The sequence below is a fragment of the Mesorhizobium sp. M7A.F.Ca.US.007.01.2.1 genome (assembly GCF_003998165.1).
GTDB classification, from domain to species: Bacteria; Pseudomonadota; Alphaproteobacteria; order Rhizobiales; family Rhizobiaceae; genus Mesorhizobium; species Mesorhizobium ciceri.
Window position 1 is genome coordinate 43425 of record NZ_RZQP01000009.1, and the last position, 19867, is coordinate 63291.

The window sequence follows — 19867 nt, forward strand, 5'->3', positions numbered from 1 at the left end:
TAATATCCGACTGGATGGAAAACCCGGTGGCCATCATTCGGCCATGCTTGGCCGCACCATCGCGGCGGCGTCCGCCTTGGCGTCGGGACGATCGTGATCTGGACAAAGCATCGTGGCCGCTTGCCGCGCGGGAGGACAGCATATGGCGCTACGCCGGCCGATTTGGGTGTCCGTTTTCCCGTTGCTCGGTGTCGTCGCTGCCTGTGTGCCGCAAGACAGCGCGCCGAAGGCAGCCAATACCGTCGTCGTCTCACCTGCGCCGGCCCAGCAGTCCGTCGCAGCCGCGGTGCCTCCGGCAGCTGCACCCAAGATCATCACCGACCTTACCGCGCCGCGACCAGGCATAGGCACGGCCACCTATAGATGCGGCAACAACGGTATGATTTTCATCCAAAATCTAGGCACGTCGTTGCGTGTGGTCGGGTCCGACGGCGCGACCGAGGAGTTTGCGGCGTCGCCTGCCAACCAGAGCAGCCGCTACCAGGCGGCCACGCATGACGCAATCGTGATCGACGGGCGCGAGGCGCTGGTGATGAAGAAGGGATCGACGCCGCAGACCTGCAAACGCTGACGCCAGTCTCACCACCGCTGGGCCCTGGAGCCAGATATGTTGCACTGCAGCGATATCGAGCCGGCTTCAGGCCTTCCCAGCCTAATCGATTGAAGCCAAAGCCCGCCTTTTAGTCAGACTAAATTACGTTTTCGAAACGGTTTTCTGGCTTTGACGCGGTGCAAAAAGAGCATTAGAAACCGGCTGTCCGAAGTCGCAACCGGAAGCGGCAATGCCGCATTTCCACCTGAGGCTCCAGAGAGACGCCGAACTGGGGGAGCCATGAGCAAATCACCAGCCACCCGCGAATTTGCCAGACGTGAACGGCCGATTTCGCCGCACCTCACCGTGTACCGGCCGCCGATCACCATGACGATGTCGATCATTCACCGCATCACCGGCGGCGCGCTGTATTTCGGCACGCTGCTGGTCGCCCTGTGGCTGATGGCGGCGGCAAGCTCGCAGGCGACCTTCGATTGGGCCAATTCGGCCTTCGGCACCTGGCTCGGCCGGATCATCCTGTTCGGCTACACCTGGGCGCTGATGCATCATATGCTGGGCGGCGTACGGCACCTCATCTGGGACACGGGCGCGGGCCTGGAAAAGCATACCGCCTCGAAGATCGCCTGGGCGACGCTGGCCGGCTCGATCCTGCTCACGCTGCTGATCTGGATCGCCGGCACCATGGCGCGGGGAGCTTGATCATGAGCGGCAAAAACACCGACATGCGCACGCCGCTGGCGAGGGTCCGCGGCCTCGGCTCCGCCCGCGAGGGCACCGGGCATTTCTGGCGCCAGCGCCTGACCGCGATCGCCAACATCCCGCTGATCCTGTTCTTCGTCGGTTTCCTGATCGCGCTCAACGGCGCCGACCACGAGCATGTGCGGGCAGCCCTTGCCAACCCGTTCGTGGCGCTGGTGATGGCCCTGGTGCTCATCTCCGGTCTCACCCATATGCGGATCGGCATGCAGGTGATCATCGAGGATTACGTGCATGGCGAAGGCATGAAGCTGGCGCTGATCGCGCTCAATACATTTTTCACCATAGCGGTCGGCGTCGCCTCGATCTTCGCCCTGCTCAAGCTGGCATTCGGAGGCTGAGTTGGCCAAGGACGCGAAACAAGCCAACACGGCAGGCTATACCTTTGTCGACCACAAGTTCGACGTGGTGGTCGTTGGCGCCGGCGGCGCCGGCCTGCGCGCCACGCTCGGCATGGCCGAACAGGGGCTGCGCACCGCCTGCATCAGCAAGGTGTTCCCGACCCGCTCGCACACGGTGGCGGCGCAAGGCGGCATTGCCGCCTCGCTGTCCAACATGGGTCCCGATTCCTGGCAATGGCACATGTACGACACCGTCAAGGGCTCGGACTGGCTGGGCGATGTCGACGCCATGGAATATCTGGTGCGCGAGGCGCCGGCCGCGGTCTACGAGCTCGAACATTACGGCGTGCCGTTTTCGCGCACCGAAGAGGGCAAGATCTACCAGCGGCCGTTCGGCGGCCACATGATGAACTATGGCGAAGGTCCCCCGGTGCAGCGCACCTGTGCCGCCGCCGACCGCACCGGGCATGCCATCCTGCACACGCTTTACGGCCAGTCGCTGAAGAACAATGCGCAGTTCTTCATCGAGTATTTCGCGCTCGACCTGATCATGGAGCCGGACGGCACCTGCACCGGTGTCGTCGCCTGGAACCTGGATGACGGCACCATCCACCGCTTCTCGGCCAAGATGGTGGTGCTGGCGACCGGCGGCTATGGCCGCGCCTATTTCTCGGCCACCTCGGCGCACACCTGCACCGGCGACGGCGGCGGCATGGCCGCGCGTGCCGGCTTTCCGCTGCAGGACATGGAGTTCGTGCAATTCCACCCGACCGGCATCTATGGCGCCGGCTGCCTGATCACCGAGGGTGCGCGCGGCGAGGGCGGCTATCTCGTCAATTCCGAGGGCGAGCGCTTCATGGAGCGCTACGCGCCGTCAGCCAAGGACCTTGCCTCGCGCGACGTCGTCTCGCGCTGCATGACGCTGGAGATCCGTGAGGGCCGCGGCGTCGGCAAGAACAAGGACCACATCTTCCTGCATCTCGACCATCTCGATCCCGCCGTCCTGCATGAGCGGCTGCCGGGCATTTCGGAATCGGCCAAGATCTTTGCCGGTGTCGACCTGACCAAGGAGCCGATCCCGGTGCTGCCCACGGTCCACTACAATATGGGCGGAGTGCCGACCAATTACTGGGGCGAGGTGCTCAATCCGACGGCGCTCAATCCAGACCAGGTGTCGCCCGGATTGATGGCTGTCGGCGAAGCCGGCTGCGCCTCCGTGCACGGCGCCAACAGGCTCGGTTCGAATTCGTTGATCGATCTTGTGGTGTTCGGCCGCGCGGCGGCGATCCGCGCCGGCCAGGTCATCGACCGCAAGTCGGCGATCCCTTCGCCCAACGAAGCCTCGGTCGAAAAGATCATGGACCGCTTCGACAGGCTGCGCCACGCCAACGGCTCGACGCCGACGGCGGTGCTGCGTGAAAAGATGCAGAAGGCGATGCAGGAAGACGCGGCCGTATTCCGCACGCAGGAGTCGCTCGAAAACGGCTGTAAGCGCATTTCGCAGATCTGGGGCGAGTTGAAGGACATCAAAGTGTCCGACCGCTCGATGATCTGGAACTCCGATCTGGTCGAAACGCTGGAGCTGGAAAACCTGATGGCCAATGCCATCACCACGGTCTACAGCGCCGAGGCGCGCAAGGAGAGCCGTGGCGCGCACGCACGCGAGGACTTTTCGGCGCGCGACGACGCGGTCTGGCGCAAGCATACGCTGGCCAGGCTGAGCGAAGACGGCGAGGTGGCACTCTCCTACCGGCCGGTACACACCGAGCCGCAGCTGGCTGAAAAGGACGGCGGCATCAGCCTCGCCAAGATCGCGCCCAAGGCCAGAGTGTATTGAGGATCGAACATGGTTGAACTCACGCTCCCCAAGAATTCGCAGATCAAGCCGGGCAAGACCTGGCCGAAGCCGGAGGGCGCCACCAATCTGCGGGAATACCGCATCTATCGCTGGTCGCCGGACGACGACGAGAACCCGCGCATCGACACCTATTTCGTCGACATGGACGATTGCGGGCCGATGGTGCTCGACGCGCTGCTGTGGATCAAGAACAAGATCGACCCGACGCTGACCTTGCGGCGTTCCTGCCGCGAAGGCATTTGCGGCTCCTGCGCCATGAACATCGACGGTTCCAACACGCTCGCCTGTACCAAGGGCTGCGACGACATTTCCGGCGCGGTAAAAGTCTACCCGCTGCCGCATATGCAGGTGGTCAAGGACCTGGTGCCCGACCTCACCAATTTCTACGCCCAGCACGCGTCGATCCAGCCCTGGCTGAAGACGGTGTCGCCGGAGCCGGCCAAGGAGTGGCTGCAGAGCCATGAGGATCGCGAGAAGCTCGACGGGCTCTATGAATGCATATTGTGCGCCTGCTGCTCGACCTCGTGCCCGAGCTATTGGTGGAACGGCGACCGCTATCTCGGCCCGGCAACGCTTCTGCAGGCCTATCGCTGGCTGATCGATAGCCGCGACGAGGCCACCGGCGAGCGGCTCGACAATCTCGAAGACCCGTTCCGGCTCTATCGCTGCCACACCATCATGAACTGCGCGCAGACCTGCCCCAAAGGCCTCAACCCGGCCAAGGCGATCGCGGAGATCAAGAAGATGATGGTGGAGAGAAGGGTTTAGGCGGTTGGTTGGTTGCCGGCGAGAGTAATCCAATGAGCGATGACCTTCCCATCCTTTCCCCTGTGGAAGCTCGCATTCTCGGCTGCCTGATCGAGAAGAAGGGGCTGACGCCGGATGTCTATCCGCTGACGCTCAACGCGGCACTGGCTGCCGCCAACCAGAAGACGGCGCGCGAGCCGGTGATGGCGCTGGAGCAGAGCGAGGTGCACCGGGGGCTGAAGCTGCTCGAACAAAAAGGGCTGGTGCGGCAGATGTTCGGTTCGCGTGTCGAGCGCTACGAGCACCAGATGGCACAGCGCTTCTCGCTGACCACACCGCAGACCGCCTTGATCGGCTTGCTGTTGCTGCGCGGGCCGCAGACGGCCCATGAATTGTCGGCGCGCACCGAGCGCATGGCACGGTTTTCGTCGATCGAAGATCTGCGCGCCGAGCTCGACATGCTGATCGGCCGCCGACCGCCACTCATCCAGGAAATCCCACGCGGACCGGGCCAGCGCGAGGAGCGTTACGTCCATCTGCTGAGCGGGATTCCGCAGATCGCCCCCATCGCCATGCAGGCTGCGTCGGCTGCTTCATCTGCCTCCGGCCTCGAGGAGCGCGTCAGCGCCCTCGAGGAGGAGATTGCAATGTTACGCGCCCGCATCGACGCGCTGACCGGCGAGCGCTAGGTTCACCTCCTCGAGTAAACGCCGCTCGCTTCGCCGTCGGGGTCGATCAGCCGCAACTGGTTGCCGTCCAGTTGCCAACGCAAGGAGACCGGCTTCAGGTCACCGGGCTTGAATTTCCAGAGGCCCGTGAGGTCGGGCCGGCAACCATTGACGGATTTGTAGGTTCCTGCCGTCGGCGTGAAAACCAGGGTCGAACCGCGCACGGAGGCCTTGCCGGTCTTCAGGGTCAGCGACCGGACCTGACCGCAGCCGTCGACCAGAGACGATTGGAACAGCGCGTAATAGGTGCGCCCGTCAGCCCCGAAGGTAAAGGTGACGCTGCCGCCGCTGCCTGGATCGCAGTTGCTGAATGTGTCGCAATAATTGCCGCTGGCAACTGCAAAACCCCACTTGCCGACGAGCGCTGCCGGCATCGCACCGAGGCGCGAGCGTGTCGTCGGTCCCTTGCCCTGGCCGTAAGCGCCGCCGGCGCTGAAGGCCAGCCAGCCGGCAAGCCCGACAAGTGCCGCCCGGCAGGCGTGGTGTGACGAGGCCCTCAACATCCTTTGCTCGCAACAAGCTGCCGGAGATAGACAAGCCGCGTGCCGATGACATTGTTGACGATCGCCGTCTTGCCGGCCGGCGCCATGCCGCCGTATTTCTTGACCGACGGCCCATGATTCTTCGCCTCTTCGTAACCTGCCATCAATTGCCGCAGATCCGCACAGGACATCGAGGCGTACTTCGCCTGCTCCTGCGGGCTGATGACGCTCGATTGCGCCATGCCGGCGGAGTTGGCCGCCGCCATGCCGGCCATGCCGACGACCGCAGAAACCGGGTTGATGCCGACGCAGCCCGATAGGCCGAGGCACAGGACCGGTGCCGCCAGGACTGTATGCCGGACGCTCATGGCCGACGCTCCCCACACGGCCGCTTCGGATCGCGATGGTCGGCGACGGTTCCGCCGAGAGCGATGGACAACAGATAGACGCGTGGATTGAAGCCTGCCGAGGCGAGCCCCGACAGTGTCCTGAACAATTGCAAATGATACATCGAACCCCCTTGTGGCTGTTTGCGATGCGCTTCCTGATCGGAAACGCGCTGCAAACTAGGTCCGGCAAAAGCGGGCAGCTTGGACGCAGCGGCCCTAAAAACGGCCCAAACGGCCCTGTATTGACGTTTTCGGAGGCGCGGCGCATATCACGCCGCTTCTAATTGACCTGAGGCATGGGGGATGCCGGTGACGGCGACGATGGGGCCAACCGCCTCGTTCCGACTGATGACGGACGCGCTTCCGGAGCGGGATCGCGTCGAGGTCATGCGCGAGGTCTATGGCCGCACGGTGCTCAAGGTCGATCTCGATCCACTCGGCCCGACGCATGTCGATATGCAGGTGCGCGCGTTGCCTGGCCTCGGCATCGCCACGGGCACGTGTTCGGAATTCCGCGTCCATCATTCGACGTCGCTGATCGACAGCGACGATCTCGTCCTCCTGGTCGCCCTCGATGGCGCAAGCGTGATGAAGCATCGCGGCCGCGAGGAGCCGGTCGGCAACGGCCAGGCGCTGATGATGAGCGGCGAGGAGGTCGGCCTCAATGTCATCCAGCCAGGCGGTCTTCGCTTCGTCAATATGAGCTTCTCGCTCAAGGCACTGTCACCGCTGATCGGCGACCCGGCCCCGGCGCTGATGCAGCCGCTGCCAACCTCCGGCGGGGCGATGCGGCTGCTGCTCGACTATGTCAGGTCGATCCAGGATGCCGGCGACGTGCTGACCCCGGAGGCCTGGCATCTGGCGACGACGCATATTTTCGATCTCGTCGCTCTGGCCATGGGTGCCACCCGAGACGCGGCAGAAATCGCCCGGGGCCGAGGCGTGCGCGTGGCGCGGCTGCGTGCCATCAAGGCCGAAATAACAGCCCATGGCGGCGACCTGTCGGCCGAAGACATCGCCCGCCGTCACCGCCTTTCGGCCCGCTACATCAGAAAACTGTTCGAGAGCGAAGGCACGTCGCTGTCGGATTTCATGCTGTGCCAGCGCCTGTTGCGCGCGCATCGGATGCTCAGCAATCCTCGTCATGCCGGACGCAGCATCACGGCGATCGCCTTCGAGGCAGGCTTCAACGACCTCTCCTATTTCAACCGGGCGTTCCGGCGGCGCTACGGCGCGACGCCATCGGATGTGCGGGCGGCCGCGTTGAAAGGCTGACCGCAAACGAAAACGCCGGCCCAAGGGCCAGCGGTTTCTGGATGAATTTGCCGTTCGGGCCTTCAGCCGAGCTTGGCGTCGAGCGATACGTTTATGGCGCCGAGCGCCTTCGAGACCGGGCAGCCGGCCTTGGCCTTTTCGGCCAATTCCTTGAACTTCGCCGCGTCGATGCCCGGGACCTTGCCGACCACTGTGAGGGCGCTGCCGGTGATCCCGGTGCCGGGAACCAGCGTCACCACGGCCTTGGCGTCGAGTTCGGTGGCCGGCGTGCCGTTCTCGGCCAGGAAATGCGAAAACTGCATGGCAAAGCAGCCGGCGTGCGCCGCCGCGATCAGCTCTTCAGGGTTGGTGCCGGATTTGCCGCTCTCGTCCTCGAAGCGGGCTTTGAACGAATAGGGCGTGCCCTTCAGGGTTCCGCTCTGGGTGTCGAGCGTGCCCGTGCCCTCTTTCAGATTGCCTTTCCAGACGGCGTTTGCGGTGCGGTCCATGAATTCCTCCTTATTACAGCGGTGGCGCCGGCCAGGCGGCGTTCCTCCCAACTATAGCGCGGGCGCGAGGGAAGGCCACCGCGCTGTTTGCGCGCGCATGCAGCACCGGCGAGCCGCACCGAATCTTTTTTGAAAAAATGTGCGTGCAAAAATGTCGACTTGCATCGGCCCCGACCGTCCTGCGGGCGGCCACGGATTCTCGTGGCGGATGGAGGTTCGCATGAACAATCTGTTTTCTGCCCATTGGACAAGCACCTGCCGAACGGCCGATCCAGGGAAAAGCGGCCCGCTGCATGTGCCGCCCTCCGGCTTCGGCCGGCTGCTTGCGGCAGTTGCAATCATCGGCATTGCGGTCAGCCTTCTCGACCATGTCGCTGCCGGCAAGAACTCAACCGATACCGTGATCGCCTATGGTTCGTCACAGCAAGGGAGCTGGAAATGAAATATGTCTGTCTGGTCTATGGCGAGGAAAACGACCTCCATGCCATGACGCCGGAGCGTCTGGCCAAGCTCGATGCCGATTCGATGGCTCATGATCGGTCATTGGATCAGCGTGGGGTGCTGATCGTCGCGCAGGCGCTGCAATCGGTGAAGACGTCGAAGACGGTGCGGCGACGCCAGGGCAAGCGGCTGATCACCGACGGCCCGTTCGCCGAAACCAAGGAGCAGTTGCTTGGCTTCGTCATGATCGAGGCCGACAATCTCGACCAGGCGCTGGAGATCGCCGGCGAGATCCCGCTGGCCGAAATCGGCACCATCGAGGTGCGGGCGATCTACAATGTGCCGGGGTCATAGCCCCCGCCATGTGCTACAGCCACGCGGAAACCAAGGCGTTCGATTGAACGATCGTCGCGGTTCATTTGGTGCGCAACTTTTGCGTGTTGAAGCAAGGCGAGAGTTCTCCTATCGTCGCCGGGGTTCTTGGGGATTTCGACATGCCTTTCCTGATTGCTATCCTTGGCGTGTTGGGCGCGGCGGCGTTCTGGTGGTACCGGATGAAGGCGATGAACGACGCGGCTCGCGAGGTTGCGGACGTTGTCGGGCGCGTGCAGGGCAACATCCGTCGCAAGAAGCTGCGCAAGCAGGCGGCTCTGTCGCCTCTGACGGCGATCGATGATCCGGTCGTAGCGGCGGCTACGTTGATCACATCAATCGTCTCCGAGGATGGGCCCATCCTGCCGCAGCGCGAGGCTGTCATCCGCGCGGTGATTTCCGAGATCGCCGACAAGAAGAAGACCGACGAGGCGGTGATCTACGCCAAATGGGCGGCGGCGCAGGTCGACGACACCACCGTCGTCATCGACAAGCTGGCGCCGTTCCTGCGCGAACGCCTCGATGTCGCCGAGCGGAACGATCTGCTGCAGATGGTCAACCGCGCCGCCCAGGGCGGCGAGAAACGCCTCGAAATATCCGACCAGAGGATATTGCGGCTGCGGCAGAAGCTGGGTTTCGAGGTCAACTGAGCGATAGCGCTCAGATCGCCTCGCCCTTCAACAATCGCGGCGTGCTGGTGGACAACCCCGACGCCTGCCGGATAAAAAAATCCTTCAGGCGCGGCATGCGTTCGACAAGGCCGAGGCCGATGTCGCGGACGGTTCGCAGCGGGCCGATATCGTTGGAAAACAGCCGGTTCAGCGCGTCCGTGGTGATGCCCATCTGCACCGTGTCGAAGCGGCGCCACTGCTGGTAGCGTTCGAGGACGTCGAGCGCGCCGATGTCCTGGCCGAGCCGGTCGGCCTCGACGATCACCTCGGCAAGGGCCGCGACATCCTTGAAGCCGAGATTGAGGCCCTGGCCGGCGATCGGGTGGATGCCGTGGGCGGCATCGCCGGCGAGTGCGATGCGGGGCGCGACGAAGGCACGCGCAATGGTCAAGCCGAGCGGCCAGGCGCGCGGCGCATCAGTAACGCGGATCTCGCCAAGCTTCAGGCCAAAACGCTGCTCGAGTTCGTGTTCGAACAGGAGATCGTCACCGGCCACCAGCTTCTCGGCATCGGGCGTACGCTCGACCCAGACGATCGACGAGCGGTTGGTGCCGTCCTCACCGGGTTTGAGCGGCAATGTGGCGAAAGGCCCGGCCGGCAGGAAATGCTCTTCGGCGCGACCATTGTGCGGGCGTTCATGCGCTACCGTGCAGACGATGCCGGACTGGCCATATTCCCACTTCACCGTCTTGATGCCGGCCATGTCGCGCAGCTTCGAGTTGACGCCGTCGGCGGCGACCAGCAGCCGCGCCTTCAGCGCTGCGCCGTCGGCGAGATGCACGGTGATGCCACTGCCGTTGGTCTCGAAGCCCTGCACCGCGACGCCTTCGATGATATCGATGCCGAGCCTTTCGGCGCTGGCCCGCAAGGCGCCGTTCAGCACCTTGTTGGCGACCATATGCGCAAAGGGCTCGCCCGGCGCCACTTCGCCGCCGAAGGTCAGGAAGACCGGACGCACCGGATCGGCGGTGCGCGAATCGGTGATGATCATCTCAGTGATCGCCTGCGCCTGGGGTGCGATCTCGGCCCACACGCCGAGCTGGTCGAGCATGCGGCAGGCGGCAGCGGCAATGGCCGAGGCGCGGCCATCCCTTTGCCAGGCGCCAGCAGGTGCCGCATCGACGAGAGCGATGGCGAGGCCCGGTCGCGCCTGTTTCAGCGATACGGCGGCGGCCAGGCCGACATAGCCGGCGCCGGCGACCAGGACATCGAGCCCGGATCTGTTTTTCGTGTCCGCCTTGCGTTCCATCATCTTCGCTCCTGCGCCGGCCGGGTCTTGCGCCCTTGACTGCCTGTCCGTCCTGTCGGAAACCGCCATAACACTTCTGCGGCGAGGGCGCGAAATATGACGGCAGCCATGGACGAGCTTCTCGGCATTCTCGACCTCGAGAAGCTGGAACACAATCTGTATCGTGGTCGCAGCCCGCTGCTCGACTGGCAGCGCGTGTTCGGCGGCCAGACCATCGCCCAGGCGCTGGTGGCGGCGCAGCGGACAGTGGATCCCGATCGGTACGTGCATTCGCTGCACGGCTATTTCATGCGGCCCGGCGACACCAAGGTGCCGATCGTCTACGAGGTCGACCGCATTCGCGACGGCGGCTCCTTCACCACGCGGCGCGTGGTGGCGGTCCAGCACGGCCAGGCGATCTTTTCGCTCGAAGCCTCGTTCCAGCAGGATGAGGTCGGCCTGGAGCACCAGGTGCCGATGCCGCAGGACGTTCCGGGGCCGGACACATTGCTGTCGCAACGCGAATTGCTGGGCAAATTCGGCGAGGCGGTGCCCGATGGGATCAAACGCTACTGGGAGCGCGACCGGCCGATCGAGATGAAGCCGGTGATGCTGAAGCATTACACCAGCCGCGAAAAGCTGGAGCCAAAGCAGAACATCTGGATCCGCACCACCGGTCCGGTGCCGGCGGACCGCGCCATCCAGGCAGCGGTGCTCGCCTATCTCTCCGACATGACGCTGCTCGACACATCGACCTTCGCGCATGGCCGCGCCATTTTCGATCGAGATATCCAGGCGGCGAGCCTCGACCACGCCATGTGGTTCCACCGCAGCCATGCGCTCGACGACTGGATGCTCTACACGCAGGACAGCCCGTCGACGCAGGGCTCGCGCGGCTTTACACGCGGCTCGCTGTTTGCCCGCGACGGTACGCTGATTGCCTCGGTTGCGCAGGAAGGGCTGATCCGGCTCAAGCGATCGCCTGCAGAGTAGGCATTTTTCGAAATTTGCCCAATTTTTAAGCAGGCGTATCGCCGCAGCTGTGGGCAGGTTGCGTCGGCGCACTCCCTAATCTCTTTGTTTACAGTGGGTTAACACCCTGCTTCGGCACTTGGCACGGAGCTTGAATCCTTGTGGGCACTCTCCGGCTCTTTGGGATCGGTGAAGGTGTGCAAACGCGGGGGACCGCAACAGCAAAGGGTGAAACCTTATGAAAATCGTGATGGCAATCATCAAGCCGTTCAAGCTCGACGAGGTACGCGAAGCGCTCACCGCCGTCGGCATCCAGGGCCTGACCGTCACCGAAGTCAAAGGCTACGGGCGTCAGAAAGGGCATACGGAGATCTATCGCGGGGCGGAATACGCGGTCAGCTTCCTGCCGAAGATCAAGATCGAAGTCGCGGTCAGTGCCGACATGGTCGACAAGGCCGTCGAAGCCATCACCGCAGCCGCCAAGACCGGCCAGATCGGCGACGGCAAGATCTTCGTTTTCGGCATCGATCAGGCGGTGCGCATCCGCACCGGCGAAACAGACACCGACGCGCTCTGAGCGGCGATCACGTATTCCAATGGAGAGTTCAATGAATATTCCTTCCACCTTGAAGACGACGGGACGAGCTGCCCTTTTGGGTTCGCTTGCTCTCGCAGCATTGGGCACGGTCGCCGCCTTCGCACAGGAAGCGGCACCGGCCGCAGCCGCGGCCGCGCCGGCTGCTGCCCCGACCCCGGTGCTCGACACCGGCAACACCGCCTGGATGCTGACCTCGACGGCGCTGGTGCTGATGATGACCATTCCGGGCCTTGCGCTGTTCTACGGCGGCATGGTGCGCAAGAAGAACGTGCTCGCCACCGTCATGCAGAGCTTCGCCATCACCTGCCTGGTGACGGTGCTGTGGTTCATGTTCGGCTATTCGCTGGCCTTCTCGGACGGCGGCGGCGTGAACAGCTATATCGGCGGCACCTCGAAGTTCTTCCATCACGGCATCACCACGGCCTCGCTGTGGCTGCCGGGCGTCGCCAACATTCCTGAATTCGTGTTCTCGATGTTCCAGATGACGTTCGCCATCATCACGCCGGCGCTCATTGCCGGCGCCTTCGCCGAACGCATGAAGTTCTCGGCGCTGCTGATCTTCATGGCGTTGTGGCTGCTGGTCGTCTACGTGCCGATCGCGCATTGGGTCTGGGGTGGCGGCTTCCTCGGATCGGCGGGCGTGCTCGACTTTGCCGGCGGTACGGTCGTTCACATCAATGCCGGTGTCGCCGGTCTGGTCTGTGCGCTGGTTCTCGGCAAGCGCGAAGGCTATGGCACCACCAACATGGCGCCGCATAACCTGGTCTATTCGGTGATCGGCGCTTCGCTGCTGTGGGTTGGCTGGTTCGGCTTCAACGCCGGTTCGGAACTGGCAGCCGACGGTCTTGCCGGCGCTGCCATGCTCAACACCCAGGTTGCCACCGCGGCGGCGGCACTGGCCTGGATGTTCGCCGAATGGATCGTCGCCAAGAAGCCTTCCGTGCTCGGCATCATCTCGGGTGCGGTTGCCGGCCTGGTCGCGGTGACGCCGGCTTCCGGCTTCGTCAACCCGACCGGTGCCTTCATCGTCGGCATCGTCGCAGGCGTCGTCTGCTACCTCTCGGCGGTCAAGGTCAAGCACATGTTCGGCTATGACGACTCGCTCGACGCCTTCGGCGTGCATGGCGTCGGCGGTGTGGTAGGCGCTCTGCTCACCGGCGTGCTCGCCGACCCGGCGATCAACAGCCTCGGCGCAGGTGCTTCGCTCGGCAAGCAGATCTACGGCGTTGCCGTCACTATCGTGTGGACCGGCATTGCCACCTTCGTGCTCCTCTACATCGTCAAGGCGCTTGTCGGCCTGCGCCCGACGACCCAGGAAGAGGTCGAAGGCCTCGACATCTCCCAGCATGGCGAAGTGGTGCCGTAAGGCCAGCTTAGCCAAGGGGCCGGCGGAACCCTCCTCCCGCCGGCCCCATATCTCCACGCAATTCCGAATGGAAAGCGCTGCACAGTTCTCCTGGAATTGCTTTGAAAGATCCCGTCGTGATGCTCCCGAAAGGAGTTCACGCATTGAGGCCCGGATCGCATCCGGGCCTCTTTTTTTGGCAAGCCATTCCGGCAATGCCCGGCTTCACGCAATCACGTTCGCGTGATCATGTTTTTTGAGGAAACAACGACCGCTCTGGTTCCGAACCGTGGGGACGATCGTCGTTCTGACGCTCGTGCCAAACAACAGGGAAGGAAACCATCTCATGAACCTCAAGAACATCTGTCTCGGAGCGCTTGCTCTTTCCATGATCGGCGGCGTGGCGTTTGCCGGTGCTCTGGACGAGCCCGACAACATGGCGCCGTTCTTCACGGATTCCGGCATGAAAACCATGAAGCCGATGGCGGACTTCAAGACAGCTTTCATGGCCATGCCGATGGAAAAGCAGGAAGCGATGAAGAAGGAATGCCAGGATGCGGCGATGAGCAAGCCGCATGCGGAATTCTGCGCCAATGTGCAGGCGCTCGGCGGCGCCAACTGATTTGCCGCGATCGGGCCGAGACCCGATCTCTGTTCAGACGACCAATGGCGGGCCGGCAGCCCGCCATTGTTTCGTTCGATGGAGCTCCATCGGTCCGTCGTCCAACATTGCCTCATACGCCTCAACCGGCGGTAATGAGGTTTGAGCGTCTCAACCTCTTATAGTTAATGCGCCCTTAACCTTCCCACCGATAGTCTGAGACCCGAATCTGCCGGAGTGCGCCACGCACCCGGCGAGTCCACGACAGACGGGGAAGAGCATGCGTTCAGGGGCTTCAGCACCGCTCGCGCTGGCCGATACGGGGCACGGCATCCAGGCGTTCGCGCGGCGTCAGGTGGGGCGGCTGGTTGGCGTCGGCCTGTTCGCGCTGGCCGCCTTTGGCGTTGCCAGCCTTGCCACCTGGAATGTCGCCGATCCGAGTTTTTCCCACGCGACGAACAACACCGTCACCAACGCCATGGGCTATGCGGGTGCCGTGTTCTCCGACCTCGCCATGCAGTTCTTCGGCCTCGCCGCCGTCGCCGCCCTGGTTCCGACGGTCATCTGGGGCTTCCTGCTGTTTTCCGCGCGCGGCGTCGACAGGCTGCCCAAGCGCGGGTTGTCCTGGTTCGGCTTCGCGCTGCTGGCCGCTGCGATGGTCGGCTGCGTGGTGCCGCCCAAGACCTGGCCGCTGCCCACCGGCCTCGGCGGCGTGTTCGGCGACATGGTGCTGAAGATCCCCGGTGTCGTCATCGGCGGCTATCCGACCGGGCTGATCGCCAGCATCATCGCCATCCTGCTTTCGGCGCCCGCACTGTGGCTCTTTGCCCATGGCTCGGCGCTGATCGGACGCAAGAACGGCTTTGCGGTGATGGAGGACGAGCCCGCCGTCGATCCGCGCGAGGACGACCTTTTGTTCGACAATGACGAGGACGAAGGCGACGAGGGCATCCTGGCGCTCGGCGCCATCACCCATTGGTGGCTGTCGCTGCGCGCGTGGATGCACCGCCGCGCCGTGCGCCGCAGGCAAGAGCGGGACGAGTACGAGCCGGAGATGGAGCAGCGCTCCACCGCCTGGCGCCGCGCGGCCGAACGGGTCGAATCGGCCGAGTTCGCCGAGCAGCGGATGAGCCAGGATGGCCGCGCCCGCGTCGAGCCGGAATTCTTCGCCGCCATGGTCAATGACCGCAGCGCCTCGCTCGACCCCGACGATGCCGATATCTTCGACGACCGCTTCGACAATGCGGGCGAGGATGCCGATTTCGACGATGAGCCTGTCGTGCAACGCCGCGGCGCGCCGACCGCCAAGGTACAGCCGTTCCGTTCCGATGCCGCCACGCGCGTCGAGGCGCCGGCGGCGCGCCCCGTGCCAGGCGCCCGTGTGCAGCGCGAGGCGCAGACATCGCTGATCGGCTCTGAAAAATTTGAAATGCCGTCGCTGCACTTCCTCTCCGAGCCGAAGAACGTGGTGCGCGACGCCAGCCTGTCCAAGGACGCGCTGGAACAGAATGCGCGCCTGCTCGAAGGCGTGCTGGAGGATTTCGGCGTCAAGGGCGAGATCATCGCCGTCCGTCCGGGTCCGGTCGTCACGCTCTATGAGCTCGAACCGGCGCCCGGCATCAAATCGTCGCGCGTCATCGGCCTGTCCGACGACATCGCCCGCTCGATGAGCGCCATCGCCTGCCGCGTCGCGGTGGTGCCCGGCCGCAACGCCATCGGCATCGAACTGCCGAACGCCAAGCGCGAAACCGTCTATCTCAGGGAGATCCTGGCCAGCCGCGATTTCGAGACGACGAAGGCCAAGCTGGCACTGGCGCTGGGCAAGACCATCAATGGCGAGGCGGTCATCGTCGACATCGCCAAGATGCCGCACGTGCTGGTCGCCGGCACCACCGGCTCGGGCAAGTCGGTCGCCATCAACACCATGATCCTGTCGCTGCTCTACCGGCTGACGCCGCAGGATTGCCGGCTGATCATGATCGATCCGAAGATGCTGGAACTCTCGGTCTATGACGGCATCCCGCATCTGCTGACGCCCGTCGTCACCGATCCGAAGAAGGCGGTGGTGGCGCTGAAATGGACCGTGCGCGAGATGGAGGACCGCTACCGCAAGATGTCCAAGGTCGGCGTGCGCAACATCGACGGCTTCAACGCCCGCGTCAGCCAGGCGGACAAGAAGGGTGAGAAGATCTCGCGCACCGTTCAGACCGGCTTCGACCGCCAGACCGGCGAGGCGATCTACGAGACCGAGAACCTCGATCTCGAGCCGATGCCCTATATCGTCGTCATCATCGACGAGATGGCCGACCTGATGATGGTCGCCGGCAAGGACATCGAAGGTGCCGTGCAGCGCCTGGCTCAGATGGCGCGCGCCGCCGGCATCCATGTCATCATGGCAACGCAGCGGCCGTCGGTCGACGTCATCACCGGCACCATCAAGGCCAATTTCCCGACCCGCATCTCCTTCCAGGTGACGTCGAAGATCGACAGCCGCACCATTCTGGGCGAGCAGGGCGCCGAGCAGCTGCTCGGCATGGGCGACATGCTCTACATGGCCGGCGGCGGCCGTATCCAGCGCGTGCACGGCCCGTTCGTCGCCGATGAAGAGGTCGAGAAGATCGTCGCGCATCTGAAGCTGCAGGGCGTGCCGGAGTATCTCGACGCCATCACCGAGGATGATGGCGAGGATGACGACGAGCCGTCAGGCAAGGGTGGAGCGAGCGGCGGTGGCGGCAACAGCAATTTCGAGGATTCCGACGATCCTTACGATCAGGCGGTCTCCGTGGTGCTGCGCGATGGCAAGGCCTCGACCAGCTATATCCAGCGCCGGCTGGGCATCGGCTACAACCGCGCTGCCTCGATCATCGAGAAGATGGAGAAGGAAGGTATCGTCGGCCCGGCCAACCATGCCGGCAAGCGCGAGATCCTGGTGCCGACCGAAGAGGACAAGTTCTGACCAGAAAGCCTGACCCTTGCGACATCCCTGTCCGGCAACCTTGAACCTTTCAAGGCGTTGAAGCGACCAAGGGACGCCCGACCCGCCAAATTTCAGCCCAACTGGGGGTCCAAGCACAGAACAACTCAGGAATCAGACGAGAGTGACCGATATGAAAAACGATCTTTCAGCGCTCAGCACATTTGCTCCCTCCCGGCGTCAGTTGCTGGGCCTCGGCCTGGCGTTTGCAGGGGCGGCAGCCTTCAACGCGGTGCCCGGCTTCCAGGTGCTGGCCTCGGCGCAGGCGGCTGTGCCGGCCGCTGCGCAGAAGATCGCCGACCACTTTTCCTCGGTCAAATCGATGAGCGGCGAATTCGTGCAGTTCGGCCCCAAGGGCGAGCAGACCGGCGGCAAGTTCTTCCTCGAACGGCCGGGCAAGATCCGCTTCAACTACGACGGCTCTTCGAACTTCCGGGTGATTTCAGACGGCCAGTCGGTGGTCATCCTGAACAAGAGGCTCAACACGTCCGATCTCTATCCGCTGTCGAAGACACCCTTGAAGCTGCTGCTCGACAACAGGATCGACCTCTCCGGCGACCGCGTCAAAAGCGTCAAGCAGGAGGACGACCTCACAACCATCCAGCTCGCCGACAAATCGGTGTTCGGCAATTCGAAGATCACCATGATGTTCGATCCGAAAACCTTCGACTTGCGGCAGTGGACGATCACCGACGCGCAGGGCAAGGATACGACGGTGATGATCTTCAACACCAAGGAAGGCGTCAGCTTCGCGCCGGATACTTTCGCCATCGACTACACGGCGAACCGCGAGCTCAACACCAACAAGGCGCGCTAGCTTCAAACGCTCCAATAGCTGTGGAAAGCACCGGGCCGCGCCTCGTCGGGCGTTGCCCGGCTTGTCTTTGCGGTCCGCGGCTGGCAATTTCCCGGACCGACTCCGTCAAAAGGCGTCTTCCCCGCCGGGACCCATCGGTTCTGGCCGTTGCACGCTGTCCTGGATTGCCAAATGCCCTTCTCCATCGCCACCTGGAACATCAACTCCGTTCGCCTTCGCATGCCGATCGTCGAGCGCCTGCTCGTCGAGCATGCGCCCGACGTGCTGTGCCTGCAGGAAACCAAGGTTCCCGACGAACTGTTCCCCGAGAAGGCTTTCCGCAAGCTCGGCTACGAGCACATCGCCTTCCATGGCCAGAAGGGCTACCACGGCGTAGCAACCGTGGCGCGGCGGCCGATCGAATTGGTCGAAAAGCGACGCTTTTGCGAAATCGAGGACAGCCGGCACCTCTCGGTGACGGTGCGGGCCGGCGGCAAGGCGATCCTGCTGCATAATTTCTACGTCCCGGCGGGCGGCGACGAACCGGATCCCGTCATCAACAGGAAGTTCAAGCACAAGCTCGATTTCGTTGCCGAGATGAATGCCATCCGGGCAGAACATGACGAGGTGTCCGGCTCGGTGCTGGTCGGCGACCTCAACATCGCCCCGCTCGAACATGACGTCTGGTCGCACAAGCAATTGCTCAACGTGGTCAGCCACACGCCGGTCGAGACGGAAAATTTCGAGGCGATGCGTCGCGCCGGCAACTGGGTCGACCTGATGCGGCTCAACGTGCCGGATGAGCAGAAGCTCTACACCTGGTGGAGCTATCGCGCGCAGGATTGGGAGCTGTCCAATCGCGGCCGCCGCCTCGACCACGTCTGGTCGTCGCCGAACCTTGTGCCCAGCTTTTCCGGCTACGAGATCCTGCGTCTGGCGCGCGGCTGGGAGCGCCCGTCGGACCATGTGCCTGTCATCGCGCGGTTCGATCTGGACTAGTCTGGTCGAAAATGCCCGCGTGCGGCAGTCAGTCTGTAGAGTTGGGACCGGCTGGATCCACCCACGGACGGCCCAATCGTGTCACCATCGCCGCGTACCCAACGGCACCTGCCGCCCAAAGGAAGATGCCAAGCTCTTTGACGACGTCCTCGGCGATGGCGGCCGCAGAACCGGGGGTAGGAAACAGCTCTCCGAGCTGGTCGATCGATGCTGACATCGCCAGCAGGAAGCCTGCGGCCACAAAGATGATCGTGCCGTCGAATGTTTTTCGTCGCAGCCGGAAGAACCAGAACAACCCGGCGCCGGCGTAGGCAATCATCGGAACGATCTCTGGTATCCCAACAATGGGCAGCACGTCCTCATGGATCAACAACAGGTCATCGAGGCCCAGGAGGAGGGTAAGGCCGCCGAGAAACGTGCAATCCCATCGGCGCGTGAGCAGGCCAGCAAACAGGGTCGCGGCGCCGGAGCCGATCCATAGCGAAGCACCCAGGGACGAAATCCACCCCGTATAGAAACCGACTCCGGCGGCTGCGGATGGATCTCGATAAAAGATCCACGCGTCCAGACCACGAATTTGCGCGACGAACAGCGCGGCCAAGAGCATCGCAACGTTGATCGCCGCCGCCGCCAACACGACCAAGCGCCAGGCTATTGTCCATTCGCCGCCATGCTTTGTGTTCGGCGCGCTGTTCTCTGGCATTTGCTATTCTCATAGAGGACTGAGAGGAACTCCATTGGAATCAAAGATCAAGAAGTGCTGACCTATGCCTAATCCAGTACGATGGCTGCCAGCTCTGCCGCGCCGAGAACTCCGCCTGCATTGTGCCGGTGGTCAGCATCGAACGGTTGCAGCGCTTCGCTCCACCGAACCCATTGTACCATGGCGCCGATGTTCAGGGGAGGCCGGCCTGCAAATGCCCGACCTGAATCCCAGCACGCTTCGAAGCGCGTCCAAATAAATTCGAACTCAAACGGCGCGCTTCACGTCTTCACGCATGTCGTTGCCCCAGGGCTGCTGCGCTGACAGGCTTATCCGGCAGATGGGGATGGTCGCGGCGGCGTGTCGCCAGCATCCGTTGCGCCGCTTCGATGATTGTCGGCGCCGGGACATCGGCGACCAGGCCGGTCGGGCTGGCATGGCGGGTCGCGATCACGTCCACGCAGTTCGAAAGCGGCCTCCAACGGGCCATGTTGGCGCCGCCATTGAGGATAACCATCGGCGTCATCACCGTTGCCATGAGATGTGCGGT

General features: G+C 63.5%; 23 protein-coding genes. 17 read left to right on the top strand and 6 right to left on the bottom strand.

What is annotated here, in order from left to right:
- Positions 1–142 precede the first annotated feature (142 nt).
- The 6 genes from EN949_RS03200 to EN949_RS03225 all read left to right on the top strand — a co-directional run bounded on the left by EN949_RS03200 (position 143) and on the right by EN949_RS03225 (position 4944).
- Positions 143–571, top strand: coding sequence for a hypothetical protein (locus tag EN949_RS03200; protein WP_063169530.1), 429 nt, complete (start codon positions 143–145; stop codon positions 569–571).
- A 261-nt stretch (positions 572–832) separates the two neighbouring features.
- Positions 833–1252, top strand: coding sequence for a succinate dehydrogenase, cytochrome b556 subunit (gene sdhC / locus EN949_RS03205; RefSeq protein ID WP_063169529.1), 420 nt, complete (start codon positions 833–835; stop codon positions 1250–1252).
- Positions 1253–1254: 2 nt separating this feature from the next.
- The gene (gene sdhD, locus EN949_RS03210; protein ID WP_013528875.1) at positions 1255–1650 is read left to right on the top strand and encodes a succinate dehydrogenase, hydrophobic membrane anchor protein; all 396 of its coding nucleotides are present in this window, start codon (positions 1255–1257) and stop codon (positions 1648–1650) included.
- Position 1651: 1 nt separating this feature from the next.
- Positions 1652–3487, top strand: a complete 1836-nt coding sequence (gene sdhA / locus EN949_RS03215) for a succinate dehydrogenase flavoprotein subunit (RefSeq protein ID WP_127371098.1) — start codon at positions 1652–1654, stop codon at positions 3485–3487.
- Positions 3488–3496: 9 nt separating this feature from the next.
- Complete coding sequence (locus EN949_RS03220) at positions 3497–4276, top strand: succinate dehydrogenase iron-sulfur subunit (protein ID WP_013528877.1); 780 nt, start codon at positions 3497–3499, stop codon at positions 4274–4276.
- 32 nt (positions 4277–4308) lie between these two features.
- Positions 4309–4944: a DUF480 domain-containing protein gene (locus EN949_RS03225; protein ID WP_164755331.1), complete on the top strand. Its 636-nt coding sequence runs from the start codon at positions 4309–4311 to the stop codon at positions 4942–4944.
- A 2-nt stretch (positions 4945–4946) separates the two neighbouring features.
- On the opposite strand, the gene EN949_RS03230 is transcribed toward EN949_RS03225, so the two are convergent.
- Both EN949_RS03230 and EN949_RS03235 read right to left on the bottom strand, forming a co-directional pair.
- A complete protein-coding gene (locus EN949_RS03230) occupies positions 4947–5486 on the bottom strand; it encodes a hypothetical protein (RefSeq protein WP_013528879.1) in 540 nt (179 codons plus the stop codon).
- Positions 5480–5833, bottom strand: coding sequence for a hypothetical protein (locus EN949_RS03235; RefSeq protein WP_013528880.1), 354 nt, complete (start codon positions 5831–5833; stop codon positions 5480–5482). The genes EN949_RS03230 and EN949_RS03235 overlap by 7 nt, the downstream gene beginning before the upstream one ends.
- A 324-nt stretch (positions 5834–6157) precedes the next feature.
- On the opposite strand from EN949_RS03235, the gene EN949_RS03245 reads away from it, so the two are divergent.
- Positions 6158–7129, top strand: a complete 972-nt coding sequence (locus EN949_RS03245; RefSeq protein ID WP_013528882.1) for an AraC family transcriptional regulator — start codon at positions 6158–6160, stop codon at positions 7127–7129.
- 62 nt (positions 7130–7191) lie between these two features.
- On the opposite strand, the gene EN949_RS03250 is transcribed toward EN949_RS03245, so the two are convergent.
- Entirely contained in the window at positions 7192–7617 is a 426-nt protein-coding gene (locus tag EN949_RS03250) for an OsmC family protein (RefSeq protein WP_013528883.1), read from the bottom strand.
- 220 nt (positions 7618–7837) lie between these two features.
- Between EN949_RS03250 and EN949_RS03255 the strand changes: the two genes are divergently transcribed.
- The 3 genes from EN949_RS03255 to EN949_RS03265 all read left to right on the top strand — a co-directional run bounded on the left by EN949_RS03255 (position 7838) and on the right by EN949_RS03265 (position 9080).
- A complete protein-coding gene (locus EN949_RS03255) occupies positions 7838–8059 on the top strand; it encodes a hypothetical protein (RefSeq protein ID WP_063170404.1) in 222 nt (73 codons plus the stop codon).
- Positions 8056–8412: a YciI family protein gene (locus EN949_RS03260; protein ID WP_024504997.1), complete on the top strand. Its 357-nt coding sequence runs from the start codon at positions 8056–8058 to the stop codon at positions 8410–8412. Before EN949_RS03255 ends, EN949_RS03260 begins: the two co-directional genes overlap by 4 nt.
- 140 nt (positions 8413–8552) lie before the next feature.
- Entirely contained in the window at positions 8553–9080 is a 528-nt protein-coding gene (locus EN949_RS03265) for a hypothetical protein (protein ID WP_127367597.1), read from the top strand.
- A gap of 10 nt (positions 9081–9090) precedes the next feature.
- Here EN949_RS03265 and EN949_RS03270 read toward each other — a convergent pair whose 3' ends face one another.
- Entirely contained in the window at positions 9091–10350 is a 1260-nt protein-coding gene (locus EN949_RS03270; protein ID WP_024504999.1) for a ubiquinone biosynthesis hydroxylase, read from the bottom strand.
- A 96-nt stretch (positions 10351–10446) separates the two neighbouring features.
- Here EN949_RS03270 and tesB point away from each other — a divergent pair, with 96 nt between their 5' ends.
- The 7 genes from tesB (at position 10447) to EN949_RS03305 (ending at position 18614) form a co-directional block, all read left to right on the top strand.
- On the top strand, positions 10447–11322 hold the full coding sequence (gene tesB / locus EN949_RS03275) for an acyl-CoA thioesterase II (protein WP_013528888.1): 876 nt from the start codon (positions 10447–10449) through the stop codon (positions 11320–11322).
- 217 nt (positions 11323–11539) lie between these two features.
- Positions 11540–11878, top strand: a complete 339-nt coding sequence (locus tag EN949_RS03280; protein ID WP_013528889.1) for a P-II family nitrogen regulator — start codon at positions 11540–11542, stop codon at positions 11876–11878.
- Positions 11879–12083: 205 nt separating this feature from the next.
- Complete coding sequence (locus EN949_RS03285; RefSeq protein WP_224619141.1) at positions 12084–13265, top strand: ammonium transporter; 1182 nt, start codon at positions 12084–12086, stop codon at positions 13263–13265.
- A 325-nt stretch (positions 13266–13590) separates the two neighbouring features.
- On the top strand, positions 13591–13866 hold the full coding sequence (locus EN949_RS03290) for a hypothetical protein (RefSeq protein ID WP_013528891.1): 276 nt from the start codon (positions 13591–13593) through the stop codon (positions 13864–13866).
- 259 nt (positions 13867–14125) lie between these two features.
- Positions 14126–16801, top strand: a complete 2676-nt coding sequence (locus EN949_RS03295) for a DNA translocase FtsK (protein WP_013528892.1) — start codon at positions 14126–14128, stop codon at positions 16799–16801.
- 151 nt (positions 16802–16952) lie between these two features.
- Positions 16953–17636 (top strand): outer membrane lipoprotein carrier protein LolA, encoded by a 684-nt coding sequence (locus EN949_RS03300; RefSeq protein WP_024505000.1) that lies wholly within the window; start codon positions 16953–16955, stop codon positions 17634–17636.
- Positions 17637–17807: 171 nt separating this feature from the next.
- Positions 17808–18614, top strand: a complete 807-nt coding sequence (locus EN949_RS03305; protein WP_013528894.1) for an exodeoxyribonuclease III — start codon at positions 17808–17810, stop codon at positions 18612–18614.
- A 28-nt stretch (positions 18615–18642) separates the two neighbouring features.
- On the opposite strand, the gene EN949_RS03310 is transcribed toward EN949_RS03305, so the two are convergent.
- Positions 18643–19317, bottom strand: a complete 675-nt coding sequence (locus EN949_RS03310) for a hypothetical protein (protein WP_127365964.1) — start codon at positions 19315–19317, stop codon at positions 18643–18645.
- A gap of 289 nt (positions 19318–19606) precedes the next feature.
- Positions 19607–19867 (bottom strand): hypothetical protein (locus EN949_RS03315; RefSeq protein WP_206534943.1); only part of this gene is annotated, 261 nt, incomplete at its 5' end.